This window comes from Cupriavidus plantarum (assembly GCF_905397285.1).
GTDB lineage: Bacteria > Pseudomonadota > Gammaproteobacteria > Burkholderiales > Burkholderiaceae > Cupriavidus > Cupriavidus plantarum.
Genome location: NZ_CAJPUX010000003.1, coordinates 557800 through 581583, shown reverse-complemented (window position 1 = coordinate 581583; position 23784 = coordinate 557800). Strand labels below are relative to the sequence as shown.

The 23784-nt window shown below is 66.6% G+C and carries 24 protein-coding genes and 1 tRNA gene; 16 read left to right on the top strand and 9 right to left on the bottom strand.

Annotation, left to right across the window (positions count from 1 at the left end):
• Positions 1 to 18 precede the first annotated feature (18 nt).
• Positions 19 to 1443, bottom strand: coding sequence for an aminotransferase-like domain-containing protein (locus KHP16_RS17420; RefSeq protein WP_244214527.1), 1425 nt, complete (start codon positions 1441 to 1443; stop codon positions 19 to 21).
• A 186-nt stretch (positions 1444 to 1629) separates the two neighbouring features.
• Between KHP16_RS17420 and KHP16_RS17415 the strand changes: the two genes are divergently transcribed.
• From KHP16_RS17415 to KHP16_RS17370, 10 genes are all read left to right on the top strand, one after another.
• Complete coding sequence (locus tag KHP16_RS17415) at positions 1630 to 2316, top strand: VOC family protein (RefSeq protein ID WP_211960738.1); 687 nt, start codon at positions 1630 to 1632, stop codon at positions 2314 to 2316.
• Between the two features lie 33 nt (positions 2317 to 2349).
• Positions 2350 to 3066, top strand: a complete 717-nt coding sequence (locus KHP16_RS17410; protein WP_109580489.1) for an alanyl-tRNA editing protein — start codon at positions 2350 to 2352, stop codon at positions 3064 to 3066.
• Complete coding sequence (locus KHP16_RS17405; protein ID WP_109580488.1) at positions 3063 to 3701, top strand: LysE family translocator; 639 nt, start codon at positions 3063 to 3065, stop codon at positions 3699 to 3701. The genes KHP16_RS17410 and KHP16_RS17405 overlap by 4 nt, the downstream gene beginning before the upstream one ends.
• A gap of 14 nt (positions 3702 to 3715) precedes the next feature.
• Positions 3716 to 4699 carry a DMT family transporter gene (locus KHP16_RS17400; RefSeq protein ID WP_211960737.1) on the top strand — a complete coding sequence of 328 codons (984 nt, stop codon included), beginning with the start codon at positions 3716 to 3718 and terminating at the stop codon, positions 4697 to 4699.
• A 10-nt stretch (positions 4700 to 4709) separates the two neighbouring features.
• Positions 4710 to 5165: a RidA family protein gene (locus KHP16_RS17395; protein WP_109580487.1), complete on the top strand. Its 456-nt coding sequence runs from the start codon at positions 4710 to 4712 to the stop codon at positions 5163 to 5165.
• Between the two features lie 47 nt (positions 5166 to 5212).
• Positions 5213 to 6400 carry an aminotransferase-like domain-containing protein gene (locus KHP16_RS17390; RefSeq protein ID WP_109580486.1) on the top strand — a complete coding sequence of 396 codons (1188 nt, stop codon included), beginning with the start codon at positions 5213 to 5215 and terminating at the stop codon, positions 6398 to 6400.
• A gap of 52 nt (positions 6401 to 6452) precedes the next feature.
• Positions 6453 to 7097 (top strand): glutathione S-transferase family protein, encoded by a 645-nt coding sequence (locus KHP16_RS17385; protein ID WP_211960764.1) that lies wholly within the window; start codon positions 6453 to 6455, stop codon positions 7095 to 7097.
• A 276-nt stretch (positions 7098 to 7373) separates the two neighbouring features.
• Complete coding sequence (locus tag KHP16_RS17380) at positions 7374 to 9050, top strand: L-lactate permease (protein ID WP_109580485.1); 1677 nt, start codon at positions 7374 to 7376, stop codon at positions 9048 to 9050.
• Positions 9051 to 9249: 199 nt separating this feature from the next.
• On the top strand, positions 9250 to 9993 hold the full coding sequence (locus tag KHP16_RS17375; protein ID WP_167468391.1) for a DUF1120 domain-containing protein: 744 nt from the start codon (positions 9250 to 9252) through the stop codon (positions 9991 to 9993).
• Positions 9994 to 10052: 59 nt separating this feature from the next.
• A complete protein-coding gene (locus tag KHP16_RS17370; RefSeq protein ID WP_109580483.1) occupies positions 10053 to 10427 on the top strand; it encodes a hypothetical protein in 375 nt (124 codons plus the stop codon).
• Positions 10428 to 10436: 9 nt separating this feature from the next.
• Here KHP16_RS17370 and KHP16_RS17365 read toward each other — a convergent pair whose 3' ends face one another.
• Both KHP16_RS17365 and KHP16_RS17360 read right to left on the bottom strand, forming a co-directional pair.
• The gene (locus KHP16_RS17365; RefSeq protein ID WP_179593268.1) at positions 10437 to 10853 is read right to left on the bottom strand and encodes a response regulator; all 417 of its coding nucleotides are present in this window, start codon (positions 10851 to 10853) and stop codon (positions 10437 to 10439) included.
• 269 nt (positions 10854 to 11122) lie between these two features.
• Positions 11123 to 12733 (bottom strand): DUF342 domain-containing protein, encoded by a 1611-nt coding sequence (locus KHP16_RS17360; protein ID WP_211960736.1) that lies wholly within the window; start codon positions 12731 to 12733, stop codon positions 11123 to 11125.
• A 296-nt stretch (positions 12734 to 13029) separates the two neighbouring features.
• On the opposite strand from KHP16_RS17360, the gene KHP16_RS17355 reads away from it, so the two are divergent.
• Positions 13030 to 13935 (top strand): class I SAM-dependent methyltransferase, encoded by a 906-nt coding sequence (locus KHP16_RS17355; RefSeq protein WP_115952912.1) that lies wholly within the window; start codon positions 13030 to 13032, stop codon positions 13933 to 13935.
• Here the strand turns inward: KHP16_RS17355 and KHP16_RS17350 are convergent.
• Positions 13926 to 14513, bottom strand: a complete 588-nt coding sequence (locus KHP16_RS17350; protein WP_109580480.1) for a DUF1415 domain-containing protein — start codon at positions 14511 to 14513, stop codon at positions 13926 to 13928. The two genes, KHP16_RS17355 and KHP16_RS17350, sit on opposite strands and share 10 nt — an antisense overlap.
• Before the next feature lie 108 nt (positions 14514 to 14621).
• On the opposite strand from KHP16_RS17350, the gene KHP16_RS17345 reads away from it, so the two are divergent.
• Positions 14622 to 15902: a TIGR03862 family flavoprotein gene (locus KHP16_RS17345; protein WP_211960763.1), complete on the top strand. Its 1281-nt coding sequence runs from the start codon at positions 14622 to 14624 to the stop codon at positions 15900 to 15902.
• Positions 15903 to 16024: 122 nt separating this feature from the next.
• Here KHP16_RS17345 and KHP16_RS17340 read toward each other — a convergent pair whose 3' ends face one another.
• Positions 16025 to 17644 (bottom strand): NAD(P)/FAD-dependent oxidoreductase, encoded by a 1620-nt coding sequence (locus KHP16_RS17340; RefSeq protein ID WP_211960735.1) that lies wholly within the window; start codon positions 17642 to 17644, stop codon positions 16025 to 16027.
• Complete coding sequence (locus KHP16_RS17335; protein WP_211960734.1) at positions 17604 to 18191, bottom strand: hypothetical protein; 588 nt, start codon at positions 18189 to 18191, stop codon at positions 17604 to 17606. The genes KHP16_RS17340 and KHP16_RS17335 overlap by 41 nt, the downstream gene beginning before the upstream one ends.
• Here KHP16_RS17335 and KHP16_RS17330 point away from each other — a divergent pair.
• Complete coding sequence (locus KHP16_RS17330; RefSeq protein WP_211960733.1) at positions 18190 to 19635, top strand: aminotransferase-like domain-containing protein; 1446 nt, start codon at positions 18190 to 18192, stop codon at positions 19633 to 19635. The genes KHP16_RS17335 and KHP16_RS17330 overlap by 2 nt on opposite strands.
• Positions 19636 to 19765: 130 nt before the next feature.
• Complete coding sequence (locus KHP16_RS17325; protein WP_179593263.1) at positions 19766 to 21271, top strand: sensor domain-containing diguanylate cyclase; 1506 nt, start codon at positions 19766 to 19768, stop codon at positions 21269 to 21271.
• 15 nt (positions 21272 to 21286) lie between these two features.
• Here KHP16_RS17325 and lpxO read toward each other — a convergent pair whose 3' ends face one another.
• Positions 21287 to 22189 (bottom strand): lipid A hydroxylase LpxO, encoded by a 903-nt coding sequence (gene lpxO, locus KHP16_RS17320; RefSeq protein ID WP_109580477.1) that lies wholly within the window; start codon positions 22187 to 22189, stop codon positions 21287 to 21289.
• Positions 22190 to 22338: 149 nt separating this feature from the next.
• Positions 22339 to 22668, bottom strand: a complete 330-nt coding sequence (locus KHP16_RS17315; RefSeq protein ID WP_109580476.1) for a hypothetical protein — start codon at positions 22666 to 22668, stop codon at positions 22339 to 22341.
• Positions 22669 to 22993: 325 nt separating this feature from the next.
• Between KHP16_RS17315 and KHP16_RS17310 the strand changes: the two genes are divergently transcribed.
• On the top strand, positions 22994 to 23293 hold the full coding sequence (locus KHP16_RS17310; protein WP_115952620.1) for a hypothetical protein: 300 nt from the start codon (positions 22994 to 22996) through the stop codon (positions 23291 to 23293).
• Positions 23294 to 23338: 45 nt separating this feature from the next.
• Positions 23339 to 23596: a hypothetical protein gene (locus KHP16_RS17305; RefSeq protein WP_109580474.1), complete on the top strand. Its 258-nt coding sequence runs from the start codon at positions 23339 to 23341 to the stop codon at positions 23594 to 23596.
• A gap of 104 nt (positions 23597 to 23700) precedes the next feature.
• Here the strand turns inward: KHP16_RS17305 and KHP16_RS17300 are convergent.
• Positions 23701 to 23777, bottom strand: a tRNA-Met gene (locus tag KHP16_RS17300).
• Positions 23778 to 23784 lie beyond the last annotated feature (7 nt).

Genomic DNA, 23784 nt, shown 5'->3' with positions numbered 1-23784 from the left:
GGACGCGGCCCGGAGATTTCAAGGCCGGCGGTCGAGCTGGCCGGCCAGGAACCGCAGCATCCCAGGGTCCGAACTGCTTGCCACGTTGAATCGCATCCAGCCCGACGGCAGCTGCGACGGCGAAAACAGGCTGCCCGGGGCGAACAGGTAGCCCTCCTCGTGCCCGGCGGTGGCGATCGCGTTGGTATCCCGGCCCGTATCGGCCCACAGGTACATGCCGGCCGACTGTCCGGGGAACATGCGCAAACCCAGATCCTCGAGCGCGCGGCGGGTGTCGTCGCGCGCGCGGTCCAACCGCGTCCGCACGCGTTCCACGTGCTTGCGGTAATGGCCCTCGGTCAGCACCTTGTACAGCACGCGCTCGTTGATCTCGGGCGTCGCCATGCCGGTCAGCAGCTTGCTGTCCGTCAGCGTGACCGCCAGCTCCGGGCTGGCGGCGAGGAAGCCGACGCGCAGGTTGGCCGCGAGCGTCTTGGAGAAGCTGCCGAGGTAGATCACCCGCCGCAGCTGGTCGAGGCTGGCCAGCCGCGTGGCCGCATGGCCCGGCGGGCAGAGGTCGCAGTAAATGTCGTCCTCGACGATCAGGAAGTCGTATTGCTCGGCCAGTTGCAGCAGCCGGAACGCCCGCGCCGCGGAGAGCGACGTGCCGGTGGGGTTGTGCAGCACGGAATTCACGACGAAGAGCTTGGGCCGATGCGCCTGCACGATGCGCTCCAGCGCCTCGAGGTCAGGGCCGTCCTGGGTGTACGGCACGCCAATCACCTGCGCGCCCTGCGCGGCAAAGCGCGCGAACATCACGAACCACGCGGGATCCCCCACGAGCACCGCATCGCCCGGATGCAGGAATTGCCGCGCGATGAGGTCGAACGCCTGCGTAATGCCCGACGTCATGACGATCTGTTCTGGCGTCACGCCGATTTCGAGCTCCTCCAGCCGCGTGCGCAACTGTTGCCGTAGCGGGAGAAAGCCCTGCGGCGTGCCGCTGGCAAGAAAGTGGTTGCCCGGCTGTCTTCCCAGCCCGCGCAAGGCGCTGCCGACCAGTTCGCCGTCGAGCCAGTCGTTGGGCAGGAAGCCCCAGCCCGGCGCCTTGTGGGGCTCGGCCGAGTGAAACATGCTGCGGAGCAGCCACGTGACGTCGATGGCGCGCGAGGTCGGCGGGGTGGCGGCAATGGCGGCCGCGTGCTGGCCCGCGCGCTCGCGCACGTAGAACCCCGAGCCGCGGCGCGATTCGAGGTAGCCGAGCGCCACCAGCCGCTCGTAGGCCTCCACGACGGTGAATCGCGAGATGCCCTTCTCCTGCGCCAGCTGCCGGATGGAGGGCATCCGCATACCGGCCCGGAACACGCGCTCGTCGATGCGGAGCCGCGCCCATTCGGTGAGCTGCTCGACGAGCGTCATCTGTGCCGATGGCACGGGGTCGGGCAACCGATCCGCCCCCGGCATGACGAGCCGCAAGGACCTCGCGCCGCTAGCTTTTCCGCCGCCTTTGTCACTATCCTTGCGGTCTTGGCCGGCACGCTCGGTGCCGTCCTGGATGCTTTCCATGTGGTGCTCCCGCAACTGTACAGAATACGATCCGCAGAACTGTACCGGTACTGTACCGAGAACCTTGTCTACCATCAACCCACGATGACACTCGCCCTGGACCACCTCGTGATTGCCGCGCCGGACCTCGACACCGGCGCCGAGTACGTTGCCGCCAGGCTCGGCGTTGCGCCGGCCGGCGGTGGCGCGCATGCGCGCATGGGCACGCACAACCGCGTGCTTGGCATGTATGGCGGCATCTATCTGGAAGTCATTGCGATCGACCCGGCAGCCACGGGAGACAACGCACCCCAGCGGCCGCGCTGGTTCGGCCTCGACGGCGAACTCGTGCGGCAGCGCCTGCGCGATGGCCCGTTCCTGCTGCACTGGGCGGCGCGCGTGGAGCGCCCAGCCGACCTGTCGCGCTGGCAGGCCCAGTATCCGGAGCGAATCGCGCCGGTCATCCCGATGTCGCGCGGCAACCTGCACTGGCGCCTGACCGTGCCCGATGACGGTGCGCTGCCCGCATGGCAAGGCGAAGCAGCCAGCGCGGGCGACGGCGTGTTTCCCACGCTGATCCAGTGGGACGTGCCCGACTATCCCGGCAAGACCCTGCCGCGGCAGGACCTCGCGTTGCGCAGGCTGCACGGCAGCCATCCGCACGCGGAACTGCTGCGACAGGGCCTGGCATGGATCGGCGCGGAGCATCTCATCGCGATCGAACAGACCGAAGGCGTGCCATGGTTGCGCGCCGAGATCGAAACCAAAGATGGCGTGAAAACGCTGCAGTAGGCCACCCCTCAAAGAAGACCCCGGAGACCCCCGATGCCCGCCCCCACCCGCAAGCGATTCGACGATGACGCCTACCTGACCGCGTGCGAAGCCACGGTCATCGCGGCGGGGGACGACGGCATCGAGCTCGACCAGACCGTGTGCTACGCGCGCAGCGGCGGACAGGCCGGCGACACGGGCACGCTTACGCTCGCGGACGGCAGCACCGTGGCCATCGCCGACACCGTCTACGCCGACGACCGCACGCGCATCGTCCACGTGCTGGCGCCCGATTCGGCGCGCCCCGCGGTGGGCGATCGCGTGACCGTGACGATCGACTGGACGCGGCGCCATCGCCTGATGCGGCTGCATACGTGCCTGCATCTGCTCGGCTCCCTGATCCCCGTGCCCGTGACGGGCTGCGGTATCTCGCCGGACTCGGCGCGCATCGACTTCGATCTGCCGGAATCGACGCTCGACAAGGCGGACCTCACCACGCGCCTCAACGCGCTGATCGACGCGCAGACGGACATCCGCATCGACCGCATCACGCCGGAAGCGCTGGCCGCGCAGCCGGACCTCGTTCGCACGATCGGCGCCGCGCCGCCGGCCGGCACCGACACCATCCGCATCATCGATATCCCCGGCGTCGACAGGCAGCCCTGCGGCGGCACGCATGTGGCCAACACGCGCGAGATCGGCGCGATCGTCGTCACGAAGATCGAAAAGAAAAGCCGCACCAACCGCCGCGTGGTCGTGAATTTCGCATGAACAACGTCTGGCTCACCGGCCTGCCCGCCGAACAATTCATCGCGCTCGTCACGCTGCTGGTCGCCGGCACGTTCACGCCCGGCCCCAATACCACCATTGCCGCCGTCACCGGCGCGAATTTCGGCGCGCGCGCCACCCTGCCGCACAGCGTCGGCGTGTCGATCGGCTTCGCGAGCATCGTCGCGCTGTGCGCGGCCGGCGTCGGCGCGCTGATCCTCGCAAGCCCATGGCTCGCCACGCTGATCCATGTGCTGGGCGTGATCTATCTGCTCTGGCTGGCCTTGCGCATCGCGCGCAGCAGCGCGCTATCGGAAAAGCAGGTGCTGCGGCCGTTGACCGTCTGGCAGTCGGCGGCGCTGCAATACGCCAACATCAAGGCATGGATGCTGTCGCTAGCTGTGGCCGCGTCGTACATGGCCGGCGCGCCGTCCGCGCTGCATCGCGCGCTGCTCGTCAGCGCGGTGTTCGCGACGCTCGGCTTTATCAGCAACGGCTTTTATGGCGTGCTGGGCGCCTCTCTGCGCCGTTGGCTCGCGCATGGCAACCGCGTGGCATGGTTCAACCGCGTGATGGGGCTCGCGCTCGGCCTCACCGCCGTCTGGATCGCCGTGGGCGCGCGCCCGGGCGCCCATTGACCGAGGGAGTCGCCATGACCCAACGCTCGCAACCCCCTGCCGGCGGCATGCTGCTCGGCTTCATCGGCGTGGCCATTTTCAGCCAGACGCTGCCCTTCACGCGCATGGCCGTGGCGGAGTTCGACGCGCTGTTCGTCGCGCTCGCCCGCGCGGTCATTGCCGCCGCGCTCGCGCTGGGCCTGCTGGCCATACGCGGCGCACTGGCCGCGGACCGTCGCCCGCGCGGCCGTCAGTGGCCGCGATTGATCGTCACCGCCATTGGCGTGGTCGTCGGCTTCCCTGTGTTCTCGTCGCTCGCGATGCGCGAAGTCCCCGCCGCGCACGGCGCCATCGTCATCGGCCTGCTGCCGCTCGCCACGGCCGTGTTCGCGGCATGGTTCGGGCAGGAGCGGCCGTCGTTCGCCTTCTGGCTGTCCGCGCTCGCGGGCAGCGCGCTCGTGGTCGGCTTCGCGCTGTGGCAGGGCGCGGGCGGCCTGCAGCACGCGGACTGGTATCTGTTCGCGGCCGTCGTGCTCGGCGCGCTCGGCTATGCCGAAGGCGGCAAGCTCTCGCGCGAACTCGGCGGGCTCGAAACCATCAGCTGGGCGCTCGTGGTTTCGCTGCCGGTGCTCGTTCCCGTGGTGGCCTGGCTCGCCCATGCGGACGCCGCCGCCATCGCCGCCGCCTCTCCGCGCGCGTGGCTGGGCATGGCGTATGTGTCCGTGTTCTCGATGTTCGTTGGCTTCCTGTTCTGGTACGCCGGACTGGCAAAAGGCGGCGTGGCCCGCGTCGGCCAGATACAATTGCTGCAACCGTTTCTCACACTGGCCGGCGGCGCACTGATTCTGGGCGAGCCGCTCGATGCCGCGACGGTCGGATTTGCGATGGCCGTGATCGCCGTCGTGGCGCTAGGCCGGCGTGCCGCCGTGACCGGCGCGACGGCGCCCAGAGCGGCTGCGTCGGCAGCCCCGGCATCCCCCGCGCGCACGAATCCCACCGCCCCGGGACGTTTTCACTGAAGGAGAATGCATGTCCGTCTATGACACCCTCTCGCGCCTCGGCGTGGAACTGCCCAACGCGGGCGCACCGGCCGCCGCCTATGTGATGGCCGCGCAGACCGGCAACACGGTCTTCCTGTCGGGCCACATCGCGAAGAAGGATGGCAAGCCCTGGGTCGGCAAGCTCGGCAAGGATATCGACGTCCCGACCGGCCAGGCGGCCGCGCGCGCCATCGCCATCGACCTGCTGGCCACGCTGCACGCCCATGTCGGCGACCTGAACCGCGTCACGCGCATCGTCAAGGTCATGAGCCTCGTCAATTCCACGCTCGAATTCACCGAACAGCATCTGGTCACCAACGGCTGCTCGGAATTCCTCGTGGAAGTGTTCGGCGAAAAGGGCAAGCACGCGCGCAGCGCGTTTGGCGTGGCGCAGATTCCGCTTGGCGCATGCGTCGAGATCGAGATGATCGTCGAAGTCAAGTAACGTAGCACCCCCATACGATTCACCCCCACGACCAGTAGAGACACATCATGAAATGGGCTATCTCCCGCCGGGCTCAGCAACTCACCAGCTCGGCCATCCGCGAAATCCTGAAGGTCACCGAGCGTCCGGAAGTCATTTCCTTCGCCGGCGGCCTGCCCTCTCCGGCATCGTTCCCGGTAGCGGCGATGGAAGCCGCGGTAGCCCGTGTATTCGCCGACAACCCGCAGGCCGCGCTGCAGTACGCCTCCACGGAGGGGTATCTGCCGCTGCGCGAGTTCGTGGCGAAACGCTACAACGTGGGGGTGGAACGTGTGCTGATCACGACCGGCTCGCAGCAGGCGCTCGACCTGATCGCGAAGGTCATGATCGACCCGGGCAGCCCCGTGCTGGTCGAGACGCCGAGCTACCTCGGCGCGCTGCAGGCCTTCTCGCTGTTCGAACCCGAATTCGTGTCGGTGCCGACCGACGAACGCGGCCTGCTGCCCGATGCGCTGACGCGTGAACTGACCCACGGCGCGCGCTTCCTGTACGCGCTGCCGAATTTCCAGAATCCGACCGGCCGCCGCCTGCCGCTGGAGCGCCGACAGGCGCTGATCGCGCGCGCGAAGGAACTGGACCTCCTCATCGTCGAAGACGATCCCTACGGCGAACTCAGCTACACGGGCGACCAGTTGCCGACGCTGCTGTCGATGAACCCGGATGGCGTGATCTACATGGGTTCGTTCTCGAAGATCCTCGCCCCGGGCCTGCGCCTCGGCTTCGTGATCGCGCCGCCCGAGCTGCATTTCAAGCTGTGCCAGGCCAAGCAGGCGTCGGACCTGCATACGCCGAGCTTCACGCAGCGCCTCGCCTACGAGAGCGTGCGCGACGGCCTGCTCGAGCGCCATATCCCGACCATTCGCGACCTGTACGGCAAGCAGTGCGAGGTCATGCTGGACGCCCTGACGCGCCATATGCCGGCCGGCGTCACGTGGAATCGCCCGGAAGGCGGCATGTTCATCTGGGTCGAGCTGCCCGAAGGCCTGGACAGCATGAAGATCCTCGAGGAAGCCGTGCGCCGTAACGTGGCCTACGTGCCGGGCGCGCCGTTCTACGCGGGCGCGCCGCGCAAGAACACGCTTCGCCTCGCGTTCGTGACGGTGCCGCCCGAGCGCATCGAGCAGGGCGTGACGATCCTCGGCGAGCTGTTCCGCGAAGCCATCGCGCAGGCGTCGCCCCAACCTCGCGCGGCCTGAGCGCAAGATGGCGTATCCAGACCTCGCTTCCGATGACGGCCAGGGCCAGGGGATGCTCCGCATCTGGGGCCGGCTGTCGTCGATCAACGTGCAGAAGGTGGTCTGGTGCGCCCGCGAGCTGCACCTCGACCACGAGCGTATCGATATCGGCCACGTCCGCGGCGAGCTCGATACCGAAGCGTATGTCCGGCTCAACCCGAACCGGATGATCCCAGTCATCGAGGACTTCCGCGGCACCGATGTGGGCGGCGAGCCCTTCGTGCTGTGGGAATCGAACGCGATCGTGCGCTATCTGTGCGCGCGCTATGGGGAAGGCACGCTGTGGCCGGCAGACGTCAAGGCGCGCGCCTCGGCCGACCGCTGGATGGATTGGCAGACCACTGCCTTCAGTCCCGCCATGGTTGGCGCATTCCTGCAGACGGTCCGCGGTCCCTTGGAAGCGCGCGATGAAGCGGCGATCGCGGCGTCGTGCGCGCGTACGGAGCCGCTCGCGGCCATGCTGGACGCCGCGCTCGCGGACAAGCCGTTTATCGGCGGCGATCGTTTCACGATGGCCGATATCTCGCTCGCCTGCGCCGCCCACCGCTGGTTCGGCTCTCCGGTACCGCATACCGAACGTCCGCATCTGGAACGCTGGCTCGCGGCCATGCGCGCGCGCCCGGCCGCGACTGGCATCCTGATCCTCCCTTTGCAGTAAGCCTCCGCAGCGAGCCTCCAGGTCGAACGCACGTTTGAGGAGTACCCTCCCGTTGGGTCTTCTGAACGTGCGTCGCGCTGCCCTCGCCCCTCCGAACAAACCCTGATCCGTGAATCCGTTTCATCGGGTCGGTGATCGGAATTTAAGCATTGCGGCACGGCACGCTCCTTACAATCCCGTCATTTGCCATACAAGCGGCGGTCGCCGCACGTGGCAGAACGGTCGCACGCGCACACAGAGGCAAGGCGGCCGGCCAACACCAGAGGAGGAGTCATCGTGTGGAGTCAAGTCTATGACCCGCTAGGCAACATGGCGCTGTCGACCATTGCTGCGGGTATCCCTGTCGCCGTGCTGCTCGCGGCGCTCGCATTTTTCCATCTGCAGGCCCACTTCGCCGCCGGCATCGCGCTGGTGGTCGGTATCGTCGTGGCCGCGTTCGTGTTCGGCATGCCCGTCGAGATGGCCGGCAAGGCGGCCGGGTTCGGCATCGTCGCCGGGCTGTTCCCGATCGGATGGATCGTGCTCAACATCATCTTCCTGCATCGGCTCACGACCTTGAACGGGTCGTTCAAGGTGCTGCAGAACTCGATTTCTCACGTGACCGAAGACCGCCGTCTGCAACTGTTGATGGTGGCCTTCAGCTTTGGCGCGTTCTTCGAAGGCGCGGCGGGCTTCGGCACGCCCGTCGCGGTGACGGGCGCCATCCTCATCGGCCTCGGCTTCTCGCCGCTGGCCGCCTCGGGCCTGGCCCTGATCGCCAACACCGCGCCCGTGGCATTCGGCGCGCTGGGCGCCCCCATCATCGGCCTGTCGTCGGTGACGGGCATCGACCAGCTCCAGCTCTCCGCGATGATCGGCCGCCAGCTGCCGTTCTTCTCGGTGCTCGTGCCGTTCTGGCTGATCTGGGCGTTCGCGGGCTTCCGCGGGATGATCGCCATCTGGCCCGCGATTCTCGTGGCCGGCGTCAGCTTCGCGATTCCGCAGTTCCTGGTGTCGAATTTCCACGGCCCCTGGCTCGTGGACGTGATCTCGGCCCTGATCTCGATGGGCTGCCTCGCGGGCTTCCTCAAAATCTGGCAACCGAAGGAAATCTGGACCTCGACCAAGATCCTCGGCCGCCACGACGACTCCAGGGTCGATCATCCCGAAGCGCTCGAAGCCGACGCCAGGGCGACGGCCGCGTCCGCCGGCGTCTCGGTCATCAAGGCATGGATGCCGTGGATCATCCTTACGGTTTTCGTGTTTATCTGGGGTATTCCGGAATTCAAGAAGCTCGTCGATGGCATCTGGCAGTGGAAGTTTCCGATCCCCGGCCTCGACAAGGCCATCGTCAAGGGTCCGCCGGTGGTGCCGAAGGAGATCGCCGAGGGCGCGGTCTTCACGTTCAATGTGCTGTCGATGGCCGGCACCGGCATTCTGGTCTCCGCCATCGTCGGCGGCCTGCTGATGGGCTACTCCGTGCCGCGCCTGTTCAAGGAGTACTGGGAGACCATCAAGCTCACGCGCTATTCGCTCCTGACGATCTGCGCGATGTTCGGCATCGGCTATCTCACGCGTTACTCGGGCCTCGACGCGACGCTCGGCCTCGCATTCGCGCAGACGGGGGTGTTCTACCCGCTGTTCGGCACGATGCTGGGCTGGCTCGGCGTGGCGCTGACCGGCTCCGATACGGCTTCGAACGTGCTGTTCGGCGGCCTGCAGAAGACCACCGCGGAGCAGCTGGGCCTGTCGCCGATCCTGATGGCGTCGGCCAACAGCTCGGGCGGCGTGATGGGCAAGATGATCGACGCGCAGTCGATCGTGGTCGCCTCCACCGCCACCAAGTGGTATGGGCATGAGGGCGACATCCTGCGCTACGTGTTCTTCCACTCGATCGTGCTGGCGATTCTGGTCGGACTTTTCGTAACGCTGCAGGCCTACGTCCCGCCGTTCACGCACATGGTCGTTCACTGAAATCGCACTTTCCTCCTCGCGCTGGCGAGGGGATGACCTTCGATGCCGCCTCGGTTTGCGCCGGGCGGCATTTTTGTTTGCGCGTCGGATCGGCCTTGTTTTAAAGAAACAGCGATTCATTGCGAGCGCGGCGGCACCCAGAATGGAAAGGTCAACGCCAATCTCCACCGCTCCACACGCTTACCGCTCCCGCACGATCATGAACACACGCTTACCCGCCCCCAGCCTCGCGACGGCGCCTGTCCGTCGCTTCTCCGCCTTCCGCAGCCGCCCGCGTCCCGCGCGGGTGGCCGCCGCCCTGCTCATCGCCGCCACATGTTTCCCGGGCGCCCATGCGGCCGAGACCGTGGACCTCGCCGTCAAGGGCGTGATCCGGCCCTCCGCCTGCAGCGCCAGCCTGTCCGGCGGCGCGATCGCGGACTTCGGCACGATTTCCGCGCGCACGCTGAGTGCCACGGCGGCGACCGTGCTGCCACCGCGCATTGTCACGCTGACCATCGCGTGCGACACCGCCACCAAGGTCGGCATCAGCACGGCCGACAACCGCGGCGGCACCGTCAACGAAGCCGCCAGCAACGCGCTCATCTCCACGCCGGGCTACACCTTCGGCGTGGGCGAGATCGGTGGCAAGACCATCGGCGCGTATTCGCTGATGCTCGGCAGCAATGCCGGCGTGCAGGCCACAGCCGATGGCGCCAGCGTGACGGCGATCTATTCGCAGGACGGCGGCAAACAGTGGATCAGTTCGCTGCTCGGGCCCGCGCAGCCCGGCGTGCGCCTGCATAGCTGGTCGCCGTCCACCGACAGCCCTCCGGCCGCGTACAAGCTGATTACGCAGCCGATCAAGGTTACGCTCGCGCTGGGCAAGACCGGCGACCTGCCCCCGCTCGACCAGGAGGTGCAGATCGACGGGTTCGCCACGATCTCGCTGCGCTACCTGTAACCGCAAGGGGCGTTGCTGCTACCATCGCGTGCTGATGGCAGACAACGAGGAGCCCCGCAGTGAAGACGAGATTGGCGCTGGCCGCAACGGCTTGCCTGGTGGCCGCGGCATGCAGCACGACGACACCCCCGCCGCCGGCCTCCACGCGTCAGATGTCGACGTACGACATGTCCACCGAATACACGGTCGAGTACGTCGCGGACGGTTTCATGTTGACGATGAATTATCGCTACCCGGATTTCGTGCTGCGGCGTAGCACCGCCGAGGCGCAGTGCCGGACCGTCGCGACTAACATCGCGAACAATCTCGCCGAACGGCGCCAGCGGCCGATCGTCATGCCCGAGGCGCAACAGATCCGTACCGTGACGGAAAGAAAGTGGACCGGCGCGGTGGCGACCTGCGCCGCCGTCGCGCACGTGGTGTGGCAAAAGTGAACCGGCCCGTCACGAATGCTGCATGGCCCGCCACGCGTGCTGGCCGGGCAAAGTGACCGGCACATAGTCGTCGTCGAGCATCCTGCGGATGGCCGCTTCCATGCGTTCGATCGATGCGGACTTGGGCAGATGCTCCACCACGCCGCAGTTTTGCAGCGACGACGGCACATGCAGCCACATGTTGTCCGACATCAGCAGGATGCGCGCGTTGGGCATTGCCTGATGCAGGCGGCGCAGCAGATACCAGTTGTCCATTGCGTCCTGCGACATCCCGAAGATCACCACCGCCTCCTCGTGACTTTCGCGCAGGCTCAGCACGGCATTGGGCTCCAGGCTCCGCACGGCGCCGACACCGGGCATGCGCTCCAGCATGCGTTGCATGCCCAGGCGCACGAGCGGTTGCGATTCGATGACGATCGTCGACATGGTGGCTCCCCGTAGTTGTAGTGTGTACGAGGAGAGCGCAAACGCCGTGCCAGGCGCAGCGCCATGTTCCGGCACGTGCGCTTCGATCGGGCTCCGATCGAGCTTCGCTGCCCGCAAAGCGTTGCGGCATAAGCCTTTCAGGCGTTCATGACGCTCCCCCGCGCATGGGGCGACGGCAGGCGTCTCCGTGCGGAACGTTACGGGCCAACGTAACGGGCAACGTTACGGGCCAACGTAACGTGTCACCGCCCGCCGTAACATGCCGCGCGTCAGCTCACCTGAATGCGATCGTCGACCACCCGCACCTGGCCGCCGGGCTTGTCTTCCATGACCTTGAGCACCTTGTGCCCGACCTGCAGCGTCACGCCGCCATGAATGCGGCGGCCCGTCACGATGACCGCGTCGGCGGCGGGCTTCATCTGTTCGGTCATGCGCGCGATTTCCGCCTCGAGTTCGAACAGGTCGCGGTTGATCTTGTGCATCGTCGCGCGCGCCTTCTCGCGGACCTCGCCGGTGGCACGCTCCGGATGCTTGGCGAAGAACGCCACGAGTTGCTGGAGCTTGGCCTGATCCTCGAGCACCTTGCGCCGCTGCGCTTCCAGGTCGGCGCGCTGCTGGTCGGCAAACGGATTGAGGCCCACCTGCACCGCTGTCGCGGTACCCGCCGGCGCGCCGAGCGTCGCGACGCTTACGGTGGTCATCGCGCGCGTACGGCCGCCGCTGATGCTGCCCTGTCCCGTAGGCGTGCCCACGACCACACGCTCGCCCGCCGAGACGTCGCTCTGGCGGATGCCGCTCTCCACGATCACCTCGGTCACGGCCTCGACGATCGCGTTCTGGATGTACCGCGCATGCACCGCACCCTTGCTGCGCACGCTTGCGATCTCGTCGCTGTCGCCATGCGCGGTCTCGGCCTTGCCGATGATGCCGCCCTTGACGATGACATCGCCGCCCGCCTCCACATGCGCGGCCTCGATCGTGCCGTTGACCACCACGTCGCCCGTCACCTTGACGGACATGCCCGTGCGAATGTCGCCGGACACGCGCAGCGAACCGTCGAACGTTACGTTGCCCGAATGCAGATCCACCGCGTCCACGTCGACGACGGGACTCACACTCACGCCGCGCGCCATGACCTTCGGCGAGCCGGCGATGACCGCGAGCAGCAGGTTGGGATCGTTCGGATCGGAGGCCGCGCCGGTCAGGCCGTCGTCGAACGGCACGTCTTCCACGGCCTCCGCGGGAATGGGCTTGCCGAAGAGATCCACGCCGTCGCGGCCGGGCACGGCGGGCGTGCGGCGCATCAGCGCGGTGCCGGGATTGACCAGCAAAAGACTGCCCAGATCGCGCAGGTCGAAGCGGCCGTCTTCCTCCTCTGTGACCATTGGCTTGCGCGCCTGCACCATGCTGGAGAACAGCGCCGGCGTGCCGGCCCTGGGCGCCGTACCCCTTGCGATCTCCACGTTCTCGCAGGAGCCGGCGGCGAGCGCGGACGCGATGGCCGGTTCGTCGAGCGGTGCGGTGACTTGAAGCCCCGTGACGGCGGCGCGGATATCCTCGAGTTCGATCGGCCTGCCGCCTTCCGGCGCCACCACCGTCAGCCGCAGCGTCAGCTTGTCATCGGAGATATCGAGCTCGAACTCGCCGTCGAGCAGCGTGCCCACGACCGCATCGATCTCGTGTTCGGCGCCCTGGCATTGCGCGAGGAACGCGTTGACCGCATCGGCATCGAGCCGCGCATCCTGCCACCCCTGGGCGGCAAGGCTTTCCTGCAGCATGGCGCGGTCCGGCGGCATGCGATCCGCCACCGGCGCGAAGCACGCGCGTATCTGTTCGCCAGGCTGACTCAATTCCAGACGCAAAACCCCGTCGGCAATCATTGTGTCCCCGCTTCTCTTTCCGGCCATGCCAGACGCCGGTGCGGGCCTTGTCGGCCCATGCCCCTTCCGCTTTGGGGTCCACCGCGGGTGTCGCCACCTCAGCCCGGCTAATAGTTGTCGTCGATCTTTGATTGACGGTCGCCGGCGGGTGAACTTGAGCCCACAAACGGAGGGGATGCGCGATGGAATGTCGGAAAGCACGGTGGCAAAATGTGCTTTTTATGTCATATATGCATCGCCGCCCGCCTGCGGCGCGGGACTTCGGTAAACTGTCGCCCTTGTATTCCCGCCTCGCCATGCCAGCCAAATCCCCCAAGCCCGCCAAATCCGGCAAGCCCGCCAAGCCTTCCGCGCCCGCCACGTCCGCGTGGACGGACCCCAACGACATCCGTCCCGGCCAGTCGATCGAACTGCTCAAGGCGCTGCATATCCTGACGCGCGACGGGAAGATGAATCAGGACAGCCGGCGCAAGCTCAAGCAGGTCTATCACCTGTTCCAGTTCATCGAACCGCTGCTGGAGGACGTGAAGGCTTCGAAGGGCCGCGTGTCGCTCGTCGACCACGGCGCGGGCAAGTCGTATCTGGGCTTTATCCTCTACGACCTCTTCTTCAAGGCGCTGCGGGATGACTCGCACATCTACGGCATCGAGACCCGCGAAGAACTCGTCGCCACGTCGCGCGAACTCGCTGAGCGCCTCGAATTCGGCGGCATGTCGTTCCTGAACCTTTCCGTCGCGGACTCGATTACCTCACCGTCCCTGCCGGAGACCATCGACGTGGTCACGGCATTGCATGCGTGCAATACGGCCACTGACGACGCGATCCGCTTTGCGCTTGCCAAGCAGGCGCGCCATATCGTGCTGGTGCCGTGCTGCCAGGCCGAGGTGGCCGCGGTGCTGCGCAAGAACAAGGGCGTGCAACTGGCCGGCAATCCGCTGACGGAGATCTGGCGGCATCCGATCCATACGCGCGAGTTCGGCAGCCAGGTGACCAATGTGCTGCGCTGCCTGCAGCTGGAGGCGCACGGCTATCAGGTCAGCGTGACCGAACTCGTTGGGTGGGAGCACTCGATGAAGAACGAGCTGATCGTCGCGCAGTACAAGGACCTGCCGCGCCGGCGGCCGGCCGAGCGGCTCGACAACGTGCTGGAAACGCTTGGGCTGCAGGAGATGCGCGAGCGGTTCTTTACGGCTCAGGCCTGATCGCCACGGCCGCCGTCATCCGCGGCCATCCATTTGTCCCAGCCTTCCCGGCCGAGCTTCCGCATGGTGGCCTCGTTGCGCTCGTAGATATCGGCCGCGTCGGGGAACGCTTCCACGGCTCGCTCGATGCTGTCTTCGCGCAGCAGATGCAGGATCGGCCACGGGGAGCGGTTCGTGAAGTTCTCGATATCGTCGGGGCCGGTGCCTTCGAACTGGTATTGCGGATGGAAGCTCGCGATCTGCAGCACGCCGTCCAGCCTGAGGCTTTGCAGCAGGCTGTTGGCGAGATACAGAAAATCGTTGTAGGCGAGGAAGTCTTGCAGCACGTCGGGCAGGATCAACAGGGTCGTATCGGTCTGCCCGGGATCCGCTTCCGCGAGCCAGCGCAGTTCGCGCTCGAGGTCATCGACCAATGCGCCCTCGTCGGCCGCACGGCTCACCACGTAGCGCACCTGGTCCTTGACATAGACGCTCTTGGCGAACGGGCACAGGTTCAGGCCGATGACGGCGCGGGAAAGCCAGTGGCGCGTTTCGGTGACGATGTGTTCGTCCGTGGGGGTGGGCGTGTGTGAGGACATGGTCGTGCGGCGCGGCAAAACGCCATTCTACTGCCGCCCCCGGAGGCGAGCGTCATGAGCGCTTATAATCCGTTCGCCCTCCGATCATCGCCTCGCCCTCCCGCCCACATGCCCGTTGCCGCCTCCCCCGCCTCTCACACTGACGACGATCGAATCGACGCCATCGTCATCGGCGGGGGCCCGGCCGGCCTCATGGCCGCCGAGATGCTGGCGGCAAGCGGCAAACGCGTCGACGTCTACGACGCCATGCCGTCGGTGGGCCGCAAGTTCCTGATGGCCGGCAAGGGCGGCATGAACCTCACGCACTCGGAAGCCCCCGACGCGTTCGTAAGCCGCTATGGCCACCGCGCCGCGAACGTCGCGCCGTGGCTCGATGCGTTCGGCGCGCAGGCGTTGCGCGACTGGGTGCATGCGCTCGGCATCGATACCTTCGTCGGCAGCTCGGGCCGCGTGTTTCCGACCGACATGAAGGCCGCGCCGCTGTTGCGTGCGTGGCTGCATCGCCTGCGGGAACGCGGCGTGCGCTTTCACATGCGGCATCGCTGGACAGGGTTCGACGCCAGCGACGCAGCGCCGGGCGCGCATGCCCTGCGCTTTGCCACGCGCGATGGCGAGACCGTCGTCCATGCGCGCGCCTTGGTACTGGCCCTCGGCGGCGGAAGCTGGGCGCGCCTGGGTTCCGATGGCGCGTGGGTCCCCCTCCTCGCCGCGCGCGGTATCGATGTGGCGCCCCTGCGTCCCGCGAACTGCGGCTTCGAGATTGCGTGGAGCGACATCATGCGCGAGCGTCATGCGGGCGATCCCGTAAAGTCGGTCGGCATGTCGCTAACCGCCATCGACGGCACGCCCTGGCAGCGCATCGGCGAATTTGTGATCAGCGCGACGGGCATCGAGGGCAGCCTCGTGTATGCGTTGTCCGCGCCGATCCGCGATCGCATCGAGGCCGACGGCCATGCGACGATCATGCTAGACCTCGCACCGGGGCGCACGGCGGAGGACGTCGCGCGCGAGATCGGCCGGCCGCGCGGATCGCGCTCGGTGTCGAGCCATCTGCAAAGCCGGCTCGGAATCGCCGGCGTCAAGGCGGCGCTGCTGCGTGAGGTGTTGTCGAAGGAAGCGATGCACGACCCCGTCGCGCTGGCCGCGGCCATCAAGGCGCTACCGCTGCGGCTCGACCGCGCGCGGCCCATCGACGAGGTCATCAGCTCGGCTGGCGGCGTGCGCTTCGAGGCGATGGACGATCGCCTGATGCTGAACGCCCTGCCGGGCGTGTTTTGCGCCGGGGAAATGCTCGACTGGGAAGCGCCGACCGGTGGCTACCTGCTCACCGCGTGCTTCGGCAGCGGGCGCGTGGCGGGCATGGGCGCGGCGGACTATCTGACGAGCTAACGGTGGCGAAATAACCGCGGCGAAATAAGGGCGGCGAAATAAGGGCGGCGAGATAACGGCCGCAAGATAACGGCCACGCGGGCCGCTATCTCGCGCCGCAAAGGCGCAGGAACGCGCGCAGGTTATGCCCCGTGGGTGATGGCCAGCGCCACCGCTTCCGCGACCTCGATACCGTCGATCGCCGCGGAGTAGATGCCGCCCGCGTAACCGGCGCCCTCACCGGCGGGATACAGCCCCTTCACGTTGATGCTCTGGTAGCTGTCGTCGCGCTGGATCCGCAGCGGCGATGACGTGCGCGTTTCCACGCCCGTCAGCACCGCGTCGTGCATCGCAAAGCCCGCCACCTTCTTGTCGATCTCGGGCAGCGCCTCGCGAATCGCGTCGATCACGTAGTCGGGCAGCGCGGTGCTGAGGTCGGTCGGCGTCACGCCCGGCTTGTACGACGGCTCCACCGAGCCGAGCGATGTGGAAGGACGGCGCGCGAGAAAATCGCCGACGAGCTGGCCCGGCGCACGATAGTCGCTGCCGCCGAGCTCGAACGCGCGCTCTTCCCACTTGCGCTGGAACGCGATGCCCGCGAGCGGACCGCCCGGGTAATCGCGCTCGGGCGTGATGCCCACCACGATGCCCGCGTTGGCGTTGCGCTCGGCACGGTAATACTGGCTCATGCCGTTGGTAACCAGCCGGCCCGGCTCCGAAGCGGCCGCCACCACCGTCCCGCCGGGGCACATGCAGAAGCTGTACACCGCGCGGCCATTGCTGCAGTGATGCACGACCTTGTAGTCGGCCGCCCCCAGCAGCTTGTTGCCCGCGAACTTGCCGAAGCGGCTGCGGTTGATCATGCCCTGCGGATGCTCGATGCGGAAGCCCAGCGAAAACGGCTTGGCCTCCATGAACACGCCGCGTTCGTGCAGCACCTCGAACGTGTCGCGCGCGCTGTGGCCGACCGCGAGCACCACGTGCTCGCACGGCAGGTAATCGCCCGTCGATAGCTTGAGACCGCGCAGCTTGCCATGGTCGATGTCGAAATCGTCGACACGCGTCTCGAAGCGAATCTCGGCGCCGAGCGACAGCATCTCCGCGCGCATCTTCTCGACCATGCTCACGAGACGGAACGTGCCGATATGGGGACGCGCCTTGAACAGGATGTCTTCCGGCGCGCCCGCGCGCACGAACTCCTCGAGCACCTTGCGTCCATAGTGCTTCGGGTCCTTGATCTGGCTGTACAGCTTGCCGTCGGAGAACGTGCCCGCCCCGCCCTCGCCGAACTGCACGTTCGACTCGGGGTTCAGGACGCTCTTGCGCCACAGGCCGAAGGTGTCCTTCGTCCGCTCGCGCACTTCCTTGCCGCGTTCGAGGATGATCGGACGGAACCCCATCTGCGCGAGAATCAGCCCGGCCAGCAGTCCGCACGGACCGAGGCCGATGACCACGGGACGCGTGGCCGGCCCGCCCGCGGGCGCCTGCGCCACGAAGCGGTACGTCATGTCGGGCGTAATGCTCCAGTTCGGCTTGCCAGCCATGCGGCGCACGGCGGCGGCCTCGTCCTTCACCTCGATATCGATGATGTAGGTGAGCTTGATGTCGGAGCGCTTGCGCGCGTCGTGCGCGCGGCGGAAGACCGTGAACCCGACCAGACCGTCGTGTTTGACGCCGATCTGCGCGAGCGCCGCGCGCACGGCGGCCTCGATCGCACCCTCGTCATGGTCGAGCGCGAGTTTTACTTCGCTGATTCGTAGCATGGGGACCTGATGAAACATCGGCCTGTGTGTCTGGTGGCCAGGAGTTACCCGGCAGGAGTCCAGAACGGCCAAGCCGCGATTTTATCAGCGCGCTCCACCACGGATGCGATGGCGGCCGAATCAATCGCAGCGATGCGACACGGGCCGCCTCGATCGTGACCCAGCCGCTATCCGCCGCGACCTCGGCCGCGCCCTCGCCGAGCGTCATGACGCCGCGCAGCACGGTCTCCGCATGCCAGGCTGGCGCGCCCCGCAGCGTGATGCGGCCAGCCGCCACATGCAGGACCGCGCCGCGTGGAAGATGCGTACGCAGCACCTGCCCCGCGGCAAGGTCGATGTGTTGGGTGGTAGGTCGCGGTGGCCTGTCCATGGGGTTCTCCGGTGATGAAGCATGGACTTCAGCGTATCGGCGCACCGCCGGACCTAACAGGCACAAGGGTTCGCATGCCAAACCAGAACAGATCGAAAAAAACTGCTCTGTTACGATACAGGACACCGGCTTCTGTATCTGTTTCTCCCGGCCCCCTCCGCCGATCATCGCCAGCATGCCCGACCCGCTCTACCAGCAGCTCGCCACCCGCTATCGCGAGGCCATCCACGCCGGCACGCTCGCGCCCGGCGACCGCATGCCGTCCGTCCGCACGCTGATGGGCCTGCACGAGGTCAGCCTGTCCACCGCGCTCCAGGCCTGCCGTGAACTGGAAGCGGCCGGGCTGCTCGAAGCCCGCCCGCGTTCCGGGTACTTCGTCTGCGCCCCCGCGCGGCCCGCGCTGCGGCCGCTCGCCGAACCCGACCTCTCGCTACCCGACGCGGATCTGCTCGCGGGCCAGTTCGCCGGCATCCATGCGCGCATCTCGTCCATCATGGCCAGCTGGCAGCGCCACGAGATCCACGTCGATTTCGGCGGCGCTTTCTGCGCGCCCGCGCTGTATCCGAACGAAGCGTTGCGCACGGCCGCCACGCGCGCCATGCGCCGCTACCCCGATCTCTATGGTCACGTGGTACAGGCGGACGGCCACGCCCCCTTCCGCGTGGCCGTGGCCCGTCACGCGATGCGCGCGCGCATCCGCATCGCGCCCGAAGACATCGCCATCACATATGGCTGCACGGAGGCGCTGCATGTCGCGCTGCGCGCGGTGACCTCGCCCGGCGATGCGGTCGCGGTCGAATCGCCGACGTACTACGGTCTGCTGCAGACGCTGGAGAGCCTGGGCCTGCGCGCCGTCGAGGTGCCGTGCAGCCCGCAGACCGGCATCTCGCTCGAGGCGCTGGAGCTCGCCGCGCGCACGCACGCGGACATCAAGGCCCTGGTCGTGGTGCCGAACCTGCAGAACCCGCTCGGCTGCATCATGCCGGACGCCAACAAGGCGCGGCTGGTCGCATGGTGCGAAGAGCGCGGGCTCCCGCTGATCGAGGACGACTGCTTCTCGGGCACCGTCGATGACGACGTGCCGCTCGCCGCGTTAAAGGCGTGGGATACCACCGGCAACGTGATCTACTGCGCGTCCCTCAACAAGGTGCTCGCGCCCGGTCTGCGGCTCGGCTGGATGACCGCCGGCAAATGGCAGGCGCGCGTGGAAATGCTCAAGATCAACATGTCCCGGCCCAACGAACTGCTGCCGCAGATCATCGCCGCGGACTTCATGCACGACGGCGCGTTCGAGCGCCATCTGCGCCGCCTGCGCGTGCAATTGCGCGGACAGCGGGAATGGGTGGCCGGCAAGATCGCGCGCACGTTTCCCGAAGGCACGCGGCTGACGCTGCCGCGCGGCGGCATGCATCTGTGGATCGCGCTGCCGGAAGGCCTGTCTTCTTCGCGCATCGCGGACCGCGCGCTGCAAGAGGGCATTCGCGTGCTGCCAGGCGCGATGTTCTCGAATTCCACGCGTTACGACGGCTATCTGCGCGTCAATTGCGGAACGCCGCGCTCGGACACTATCGAACGCGCGCTCGACCGCCTCGCGGCGATCGTCATGCGGGATGAACGCTGAACCGGTGCCGGCTGAAAGTGTTGGAAGCAGGCATCGAACTTGCAAGTTTTTCTCCCTCGATCGGGCGTGCTCGCCTATCCTAGTGCGCTAGGACAGACAGACCGCCCCAGCGGATTCCGGGAGAAAAGATTTGCAAAGCGAACGCGCTGCCACGCCGCTCGAACACAGCACCAACGCCACGATCGATAACGACTACGAAACGCTGTTCCAGCTCGCGCCGGTGTCGCTGTGGCTGGAGGATTTCAGCGCCGTGCGCGAAGCCTTCGAACGGCTGCGCGCCGAGGGGGTCACCGACCTGCGCGCCTATCTGCGCGCGAACCCCGCCGAAGTCGCGCGTTGCTCCGCGCTGATCCGGGTCATCGCCGTCAACCGCCGCACGCTCACGCTCTTCCGCGCCGCGGACTTCGACGACCTCGTGGCCAACCTCGACGCGGTGTTCCGCGACGACATGTTCGACCAGCATGTCGAGGAACTGGCCCAGCTCTGGGACGGCGGTAACCACTTCACGAGCCAGACGGTGAACTACACGCTCGACGGCGAGCGGCTCGACATCCGGCTCGAAGCCAGCGTAATGCCGGGTCACGAAACCGACTGGTCGCGCGTGCTGCTCTCGATCGAAGACATCACCGCGCGCGTCCGCACGGAGCGCGACCTGCGCCGCAGCCAGCAGTATTCGGTGGGACTGTTCGAACATTCGCCGGTCTCGCTGTGGGTGGAAGATTTCAGTGCGGTGAAAATGCTGCTCGACGAAGTGCGCGCGGCGGGCATCACCGACTTCCGCACGTTCCTGAACGTGCATCCGGACTTCGTCACGCGCTGCATGCAGGAGATCCGCGTGCTCGACGTCAACCAGCAGACGCTGTCGATGTTCAGCGCGCCGAGCAAGGAGGTCCTGCTCTCGCGGCTCGGCGACGTGTTCCGCGACGACATGCGCATCCACTTTGCCGAGCAACTCGTCGACATGTGGCACGAGAAACTCTGGCAACAGCGCGAGGTCATCAACTACGCGCTCGATGGCCGCGCCGTCGACGTGTTCATGCAATGGTCGGTATTTCCGGGCCGAGAGGCGGACTGGGATCAGGTGCTGGTCTCGCTCACGGATATCACGGCGCGCAAGAAGGCCGAGGCCTATGTCGAATTCCTCGGCAAGCACGACGTGCTCACCAAGCTGTTCAACCGCGCGTACTACGAGGACGAACTCGCGCGCCTGGGCCGCAAGGGACCGTGGCCGATCAGCGTGATCGCGGTGGACCTCAACGGACTCAAGGTCGTCAACGACCAGTTCGGCCATAGCGACGGCGACGCGCTGCTGCGCCGCACGGGCGAGGTCCTGAAGAAAGCGGTGGGGGAACAGGCCTGCGTGGCCCGGACGGGCGGCGACGAATTCATGGTGCTGCTGCCGGGACGCGACGAGCGCGGCGCCGCAACGGTGGTCGAGCAGATCGAGCAGGTGGTGGAGCTCAACAACAGCTTCTACCCTGGCGTGCGGCTGTCGTTCTCGATCGGCGCCGCCACCTGTGCGCAGGGCGAGCGCCTGACGGACACCTGCAAGGTCGCGGACGCGCGCATGTACGAGGCCAAGCGCGCGCACTACACGAAGCTCGGCAGCGAACGCCGCCAATCTGGCGACGTCTGAGGCGGTGGCGGTGGCTTACAGGAAGACGATCAACGCGACGCCGCCGATGATCAGGCCAAACTTGGTTACGTAGTACAGGTTCTTGTTCCACGACTTGAACCGGCGGCGATACTGGCCGCCGAGCCACACGAAGCGGAACAGCTTGTTGATCGCGCCGGTCTGGTCGGCCTCGTCGTTGGGCGAGCTGGCCGCCGTCATGACCTTGCGGCCCATCCAGTGGTTGAACGCCGCGGCCCAGCGATAGCGCATCGGGCGCTCGATGTCGCAGAACAGGATCAGGCGATCGGTATCGCTCTTGTTCTCCGCCCAGTGCAGGTACGTCTCGTCGAACACCACGCCCTGCCCGTCGCGCCAGCTGTGGCGCTCGCCATCGACTTCGATGAAACAGCGGTCGTCGTTCGGCGTGGAAAGTCCAAGGTGATAGCGCAGCGAGCCCGCGAACGGGTCGCGGTGCGGGTTGAGCTTGCCGCCCGGCGGCAGTTCGGCGAACATCGCGGCCTTCACGGTCGGCAGTTCGCGCAGCAGCGCGACGGTCTTGGGGCACAGCGTTTCCGCCGAGGGATGCTGCGCTTCATACCACTTCAGGTAGAAACGCTTCCAGCCGTACTTGAAGAACGAGTTGAAGCCGGCGTCATCGTTCTTGTCCGCGGCCTTGATCTTGCGCATCGCGATCAGCGCGAGGCCCTCGTCGCGAATCTGCGGCCATGCGGCGCGCAGCTTTTCGAGGTCGGGAAAGCGCTCGACCGGAATGTACGGCGTCGTCGGTACGCCCGAGAACATGTACATGAAGCAGTTCACCGGCGCGACCAGGGCGGAGTGGTCCAGCAACTGGCGCATGAACGGCAGTCTTACCTTGCCGCGCAGATGCACGTACAGAATGGCGCCGGCATAGGCGGCGACGATTATCCACTTGATCACCCGAGAATCCTCCAGTCAGGCACCGCGAGACCCGGCCTGACAAGGCGTCCCCGGCGAAAGCCGGTATTTTAAGCGAAATGCCCGCGGTGCCGCACCGTGCCTTATGGAGCATATGGCGCGGCGCCGCGAGATATCGCCGCAACGCGCCCTCAGCCGCCTTCCGATCCGGGCGGCTTGTCGCGCGACTGGCGGGCGATGCGGTCGATCAGCGCCCGCGCGTCCTCGGGCGCGCCCTGCAGCGTCAGCAGCCGGGCGTTGAGCACGATGTTCTCGAGCACCAGCTTCGCGGTCGATGCCCACAGCGTGGCCAGCAACGCATCCACGGACATGCCGGACGCCTCGATTTCCTGCGAGCGCGCCGCGATCAGGCGGCAGGCGATCTCGCGCAGTCCCGCGTCGTCGAACGGCAGGTCCGCATAATCGATTGGATCTTCCTTCTCGACTTCGGCCATCAGTTGCAGCAGCATTTCCTCGGTCATTGGCAAGCTCCCGTCATCTCGAACCCTTCATCAACCCCTGAACTCCGCGGCCATGTCCTCATCGGTGCGCGCGGGCAGTTCGCCCTTGCGACAGGCCTCGGTTCACGTCGATCGCCACGGCGCCTCCATGATGGGCTCGATGTGAATCGAACGTAATCCAAGGCCTTGCGATTGTCAATTTGACAGCCCACACAGCGGGGTGTGACGCATCGGGCGCGCCCGAAAAGAATCAGACGCTCCCCTACAAAACGGTCACAACTTCTTGTGTAAGCTGCGGTCTCAAACAACGCATAGAACATCGCATAGACACAGGAAGAGTCAAAACATGACCAAAGGTTTTCTTGCTGCCATGCGTCAATACGTGTGGTTCAGGGGTGTGAAGCATCATGTGGTCCAGGGCGTCGAAGCGCTGGCCGATCTGTTGAAGTCGCCGTCCGTCGCGGCGCGCGCCGTCTCCGCCATCGTCGCGGAAACGGAGCATGGCGTGCAGGTGTGGGTGTCCTATTTCGGCAAGCCGCTGGACCCGCATACCAACTACGTGCTGTGGCCCGCGCGCGCCATGAAACCGGCACGCCGCCGCGTTGCCGCCAGCTACCCTGTCCAGTTGCCCCAGCCGCGCGACTGATTCCGTCCTTCCCTCGGCGCCGTCATCTTTTCAGGAGCATGCAACATGTCTGAACCGAAACACGATGAGGCGCTGGTTAATCATTTCCTCGAACGGATCTCCGCCCTCTCCGTCAGCGCCTTCGATGGCGCCGACGTGAGCGGCGAGCTTGCGCAGACAATGCGCGAAGCGACGTCGCGCGCGGACGCGGCCACGCTACAGGTACTCGCGCAGCGGCTGCGCGAACGCGTGGAAGCGGCCGAACGCGAAGGACAGGCGCTCGTGCGCGATACGTTCGCGAAAGCGGTGACGCTGGCGAAGTAGATCGCGACGACCTGGAAATAACTGCTGGGGAAAACTGCCGGGGAATTTGCGAAGACGTTCGCAGGAAACTTGCTGCACCCGAGCGGTGCTGTACTGCAGAGGATTGGTTGCGGGGGCAGGATTTGAACCTGCGACCTTCGGGTTATGAGCCCGACGAGCTGCCAGACTGCTCCACCCCGCGTCTGAAG

What these genes read in the sequence shown, in the direction of transcription:
- KHP16_RS17365 (WP_179593268.1), bottom strand. Translation starts at nt 10,853, where the DNA reads ATGTCGACGATCGTCATCGAATCGCAACCGCTCGTGCGCCTGGGCATG.
- KHP16_RS17385 (WP_211960764.1), top strand. Translation starts at nt 6,453, where the DNA reads ATGCTCCGCATCTGGGGCCGGCTGTCGTCGATCAACGTGCAGAAGGTG.
- KHP16_RS17305 (WP_109580474.1), top strand. Translation starts at nt 23,339, where the DNA reads ATGTCTGAACCGAAACACGATGAGGCGCTGGTTAATCATTTCCTCGAA.
- KHP16_RS17330 (WP_211960733.1), top strand. Translation starts at nt 18,190, where the DNA reads ATGCCCGACCCGCTCTACCAGCAGCTCGCCACCCGCTATCGCGAGGCC.
- KHP16_RS17345 (WP_211960763.1), top strand. Translation starts at nt 14,622, where the DNA reads ATGCCCGTTGCCGCCTCCCCCGCCTCTCACACTGACGACGATCGAATC.
- KHP16_RS17410 (WP_109580489.1), top strand. Translation starts at nt 2,350, where the DNA reads ATGCCCGCCCCCACCCGCAAGCGATTCGACGATGACGCCTACCTGACC.
- KHP16_RS17420 (WP_244214527.1), bottom strand. Translation starts at nt 1,443, where the DNA reads ATGCCGGGGGCGGATCGGTTGCCCGACCCCGTGCCATCGGCACAGATG.
- KHP16_RS17360 (WP_211960736.1), bottom strand. Translation starts at nt 12,733, where the DNA reads ATGATTGCCGACGGGGTTTTGCGTCTGGAATTGAGTCAGCCTGGCGAA.
- KHP16_RS17395 (WP_109580487.1), top strand. Translation starts at nt 4,710, where the DNA reads ATGTCCGTCTATGACACCCTCTCGCGCCTCGGCGTGGAACTGCCCAAC.
- KHP16_RS17355 (WP_115952912.1), top strand. Translation starts at nt 13,030, where the DNA reads ATGCCAGCCAAATCCCCCAAGCCCGCCAAATCCGGCAAGCCCGCCAAG.
- KHP16_RS17390 (WP_109580486.1), top strand. Translation starts at nt 5,213, where the DNA reads ATGAAATGGGCTATCTCCCGCCGGGCTCAGCAACTCACCAGCTCGGCC.
- KHP16_RS17340 (WP_211960735.1), bottom strand. Translation starts at nt 17,644, where the DNA reads ATGCTACGAATCAGCGAAGTAAAACTCGCGCTCGACCATGACGAGGGT.
- KHP16_RS17315 (WP_109580476.1), bottom strand. Translation starts at nt 22,668, where the DNA reads ATGACCGAGGAAATGCTGCTGCAACTGATGGCCGAAGTCGAGAAGGAA.
- KHP16_RS17375 (WP_167468391.1), top strand. Translation starts at nt 9,250, where the DNA reads ATGAACACACGCTTACCCGCCCCCAGCCTCGCGACGGCGCCTGTCCGT.
- KHP16_RS17415 (WP_211960738.1), top strand. Translation starts at nt 1,630, where the DNA reads ATGACACTCGCCCTGGACCACCTCGTGATTGCCGCGCCGGACCTCGAC.
- KHP16_RS17405 (WP_109580488.1), top strand. Translation starts at nt 3,063, where the DNA reads ATGAACAACGTCTGGCTCACCGGCCTGCCCGCCGAACAATTCATCGCG.
- KHP16_RS17310 (WP_115952620.1), top strand. Translation starts at nt 22,994, where the DNA reads ATGACCAAAGGTTTTCTTGCTGCCATGCGTCAATACGTGTGGTTCAGG.
- KHP16_RS17400 (WP_211960737.1), top strand. Translation starts at nt 3,716, where the DNA reads ATGACCCAACGCTCGCAACCCCCTGCCGGCGGCATGCTGCTCGGCTTC.
- KHP16_RS17335 (WP_211960734.1), bottom strand. Translation starts at nt 18,191, where the DNA reads ATGCTGGCGATGATCGGCGGAGGGGGCCGGGAGAAACAGATACAGAAG.
- KHP16_RS17350 (WP_109580480.1), bottom strand. Translation starts at nt 14,513, where the DNA reads ATGTCCTCACACACGCCCACCCCCACGGACGAACACATCGTCACCGAA.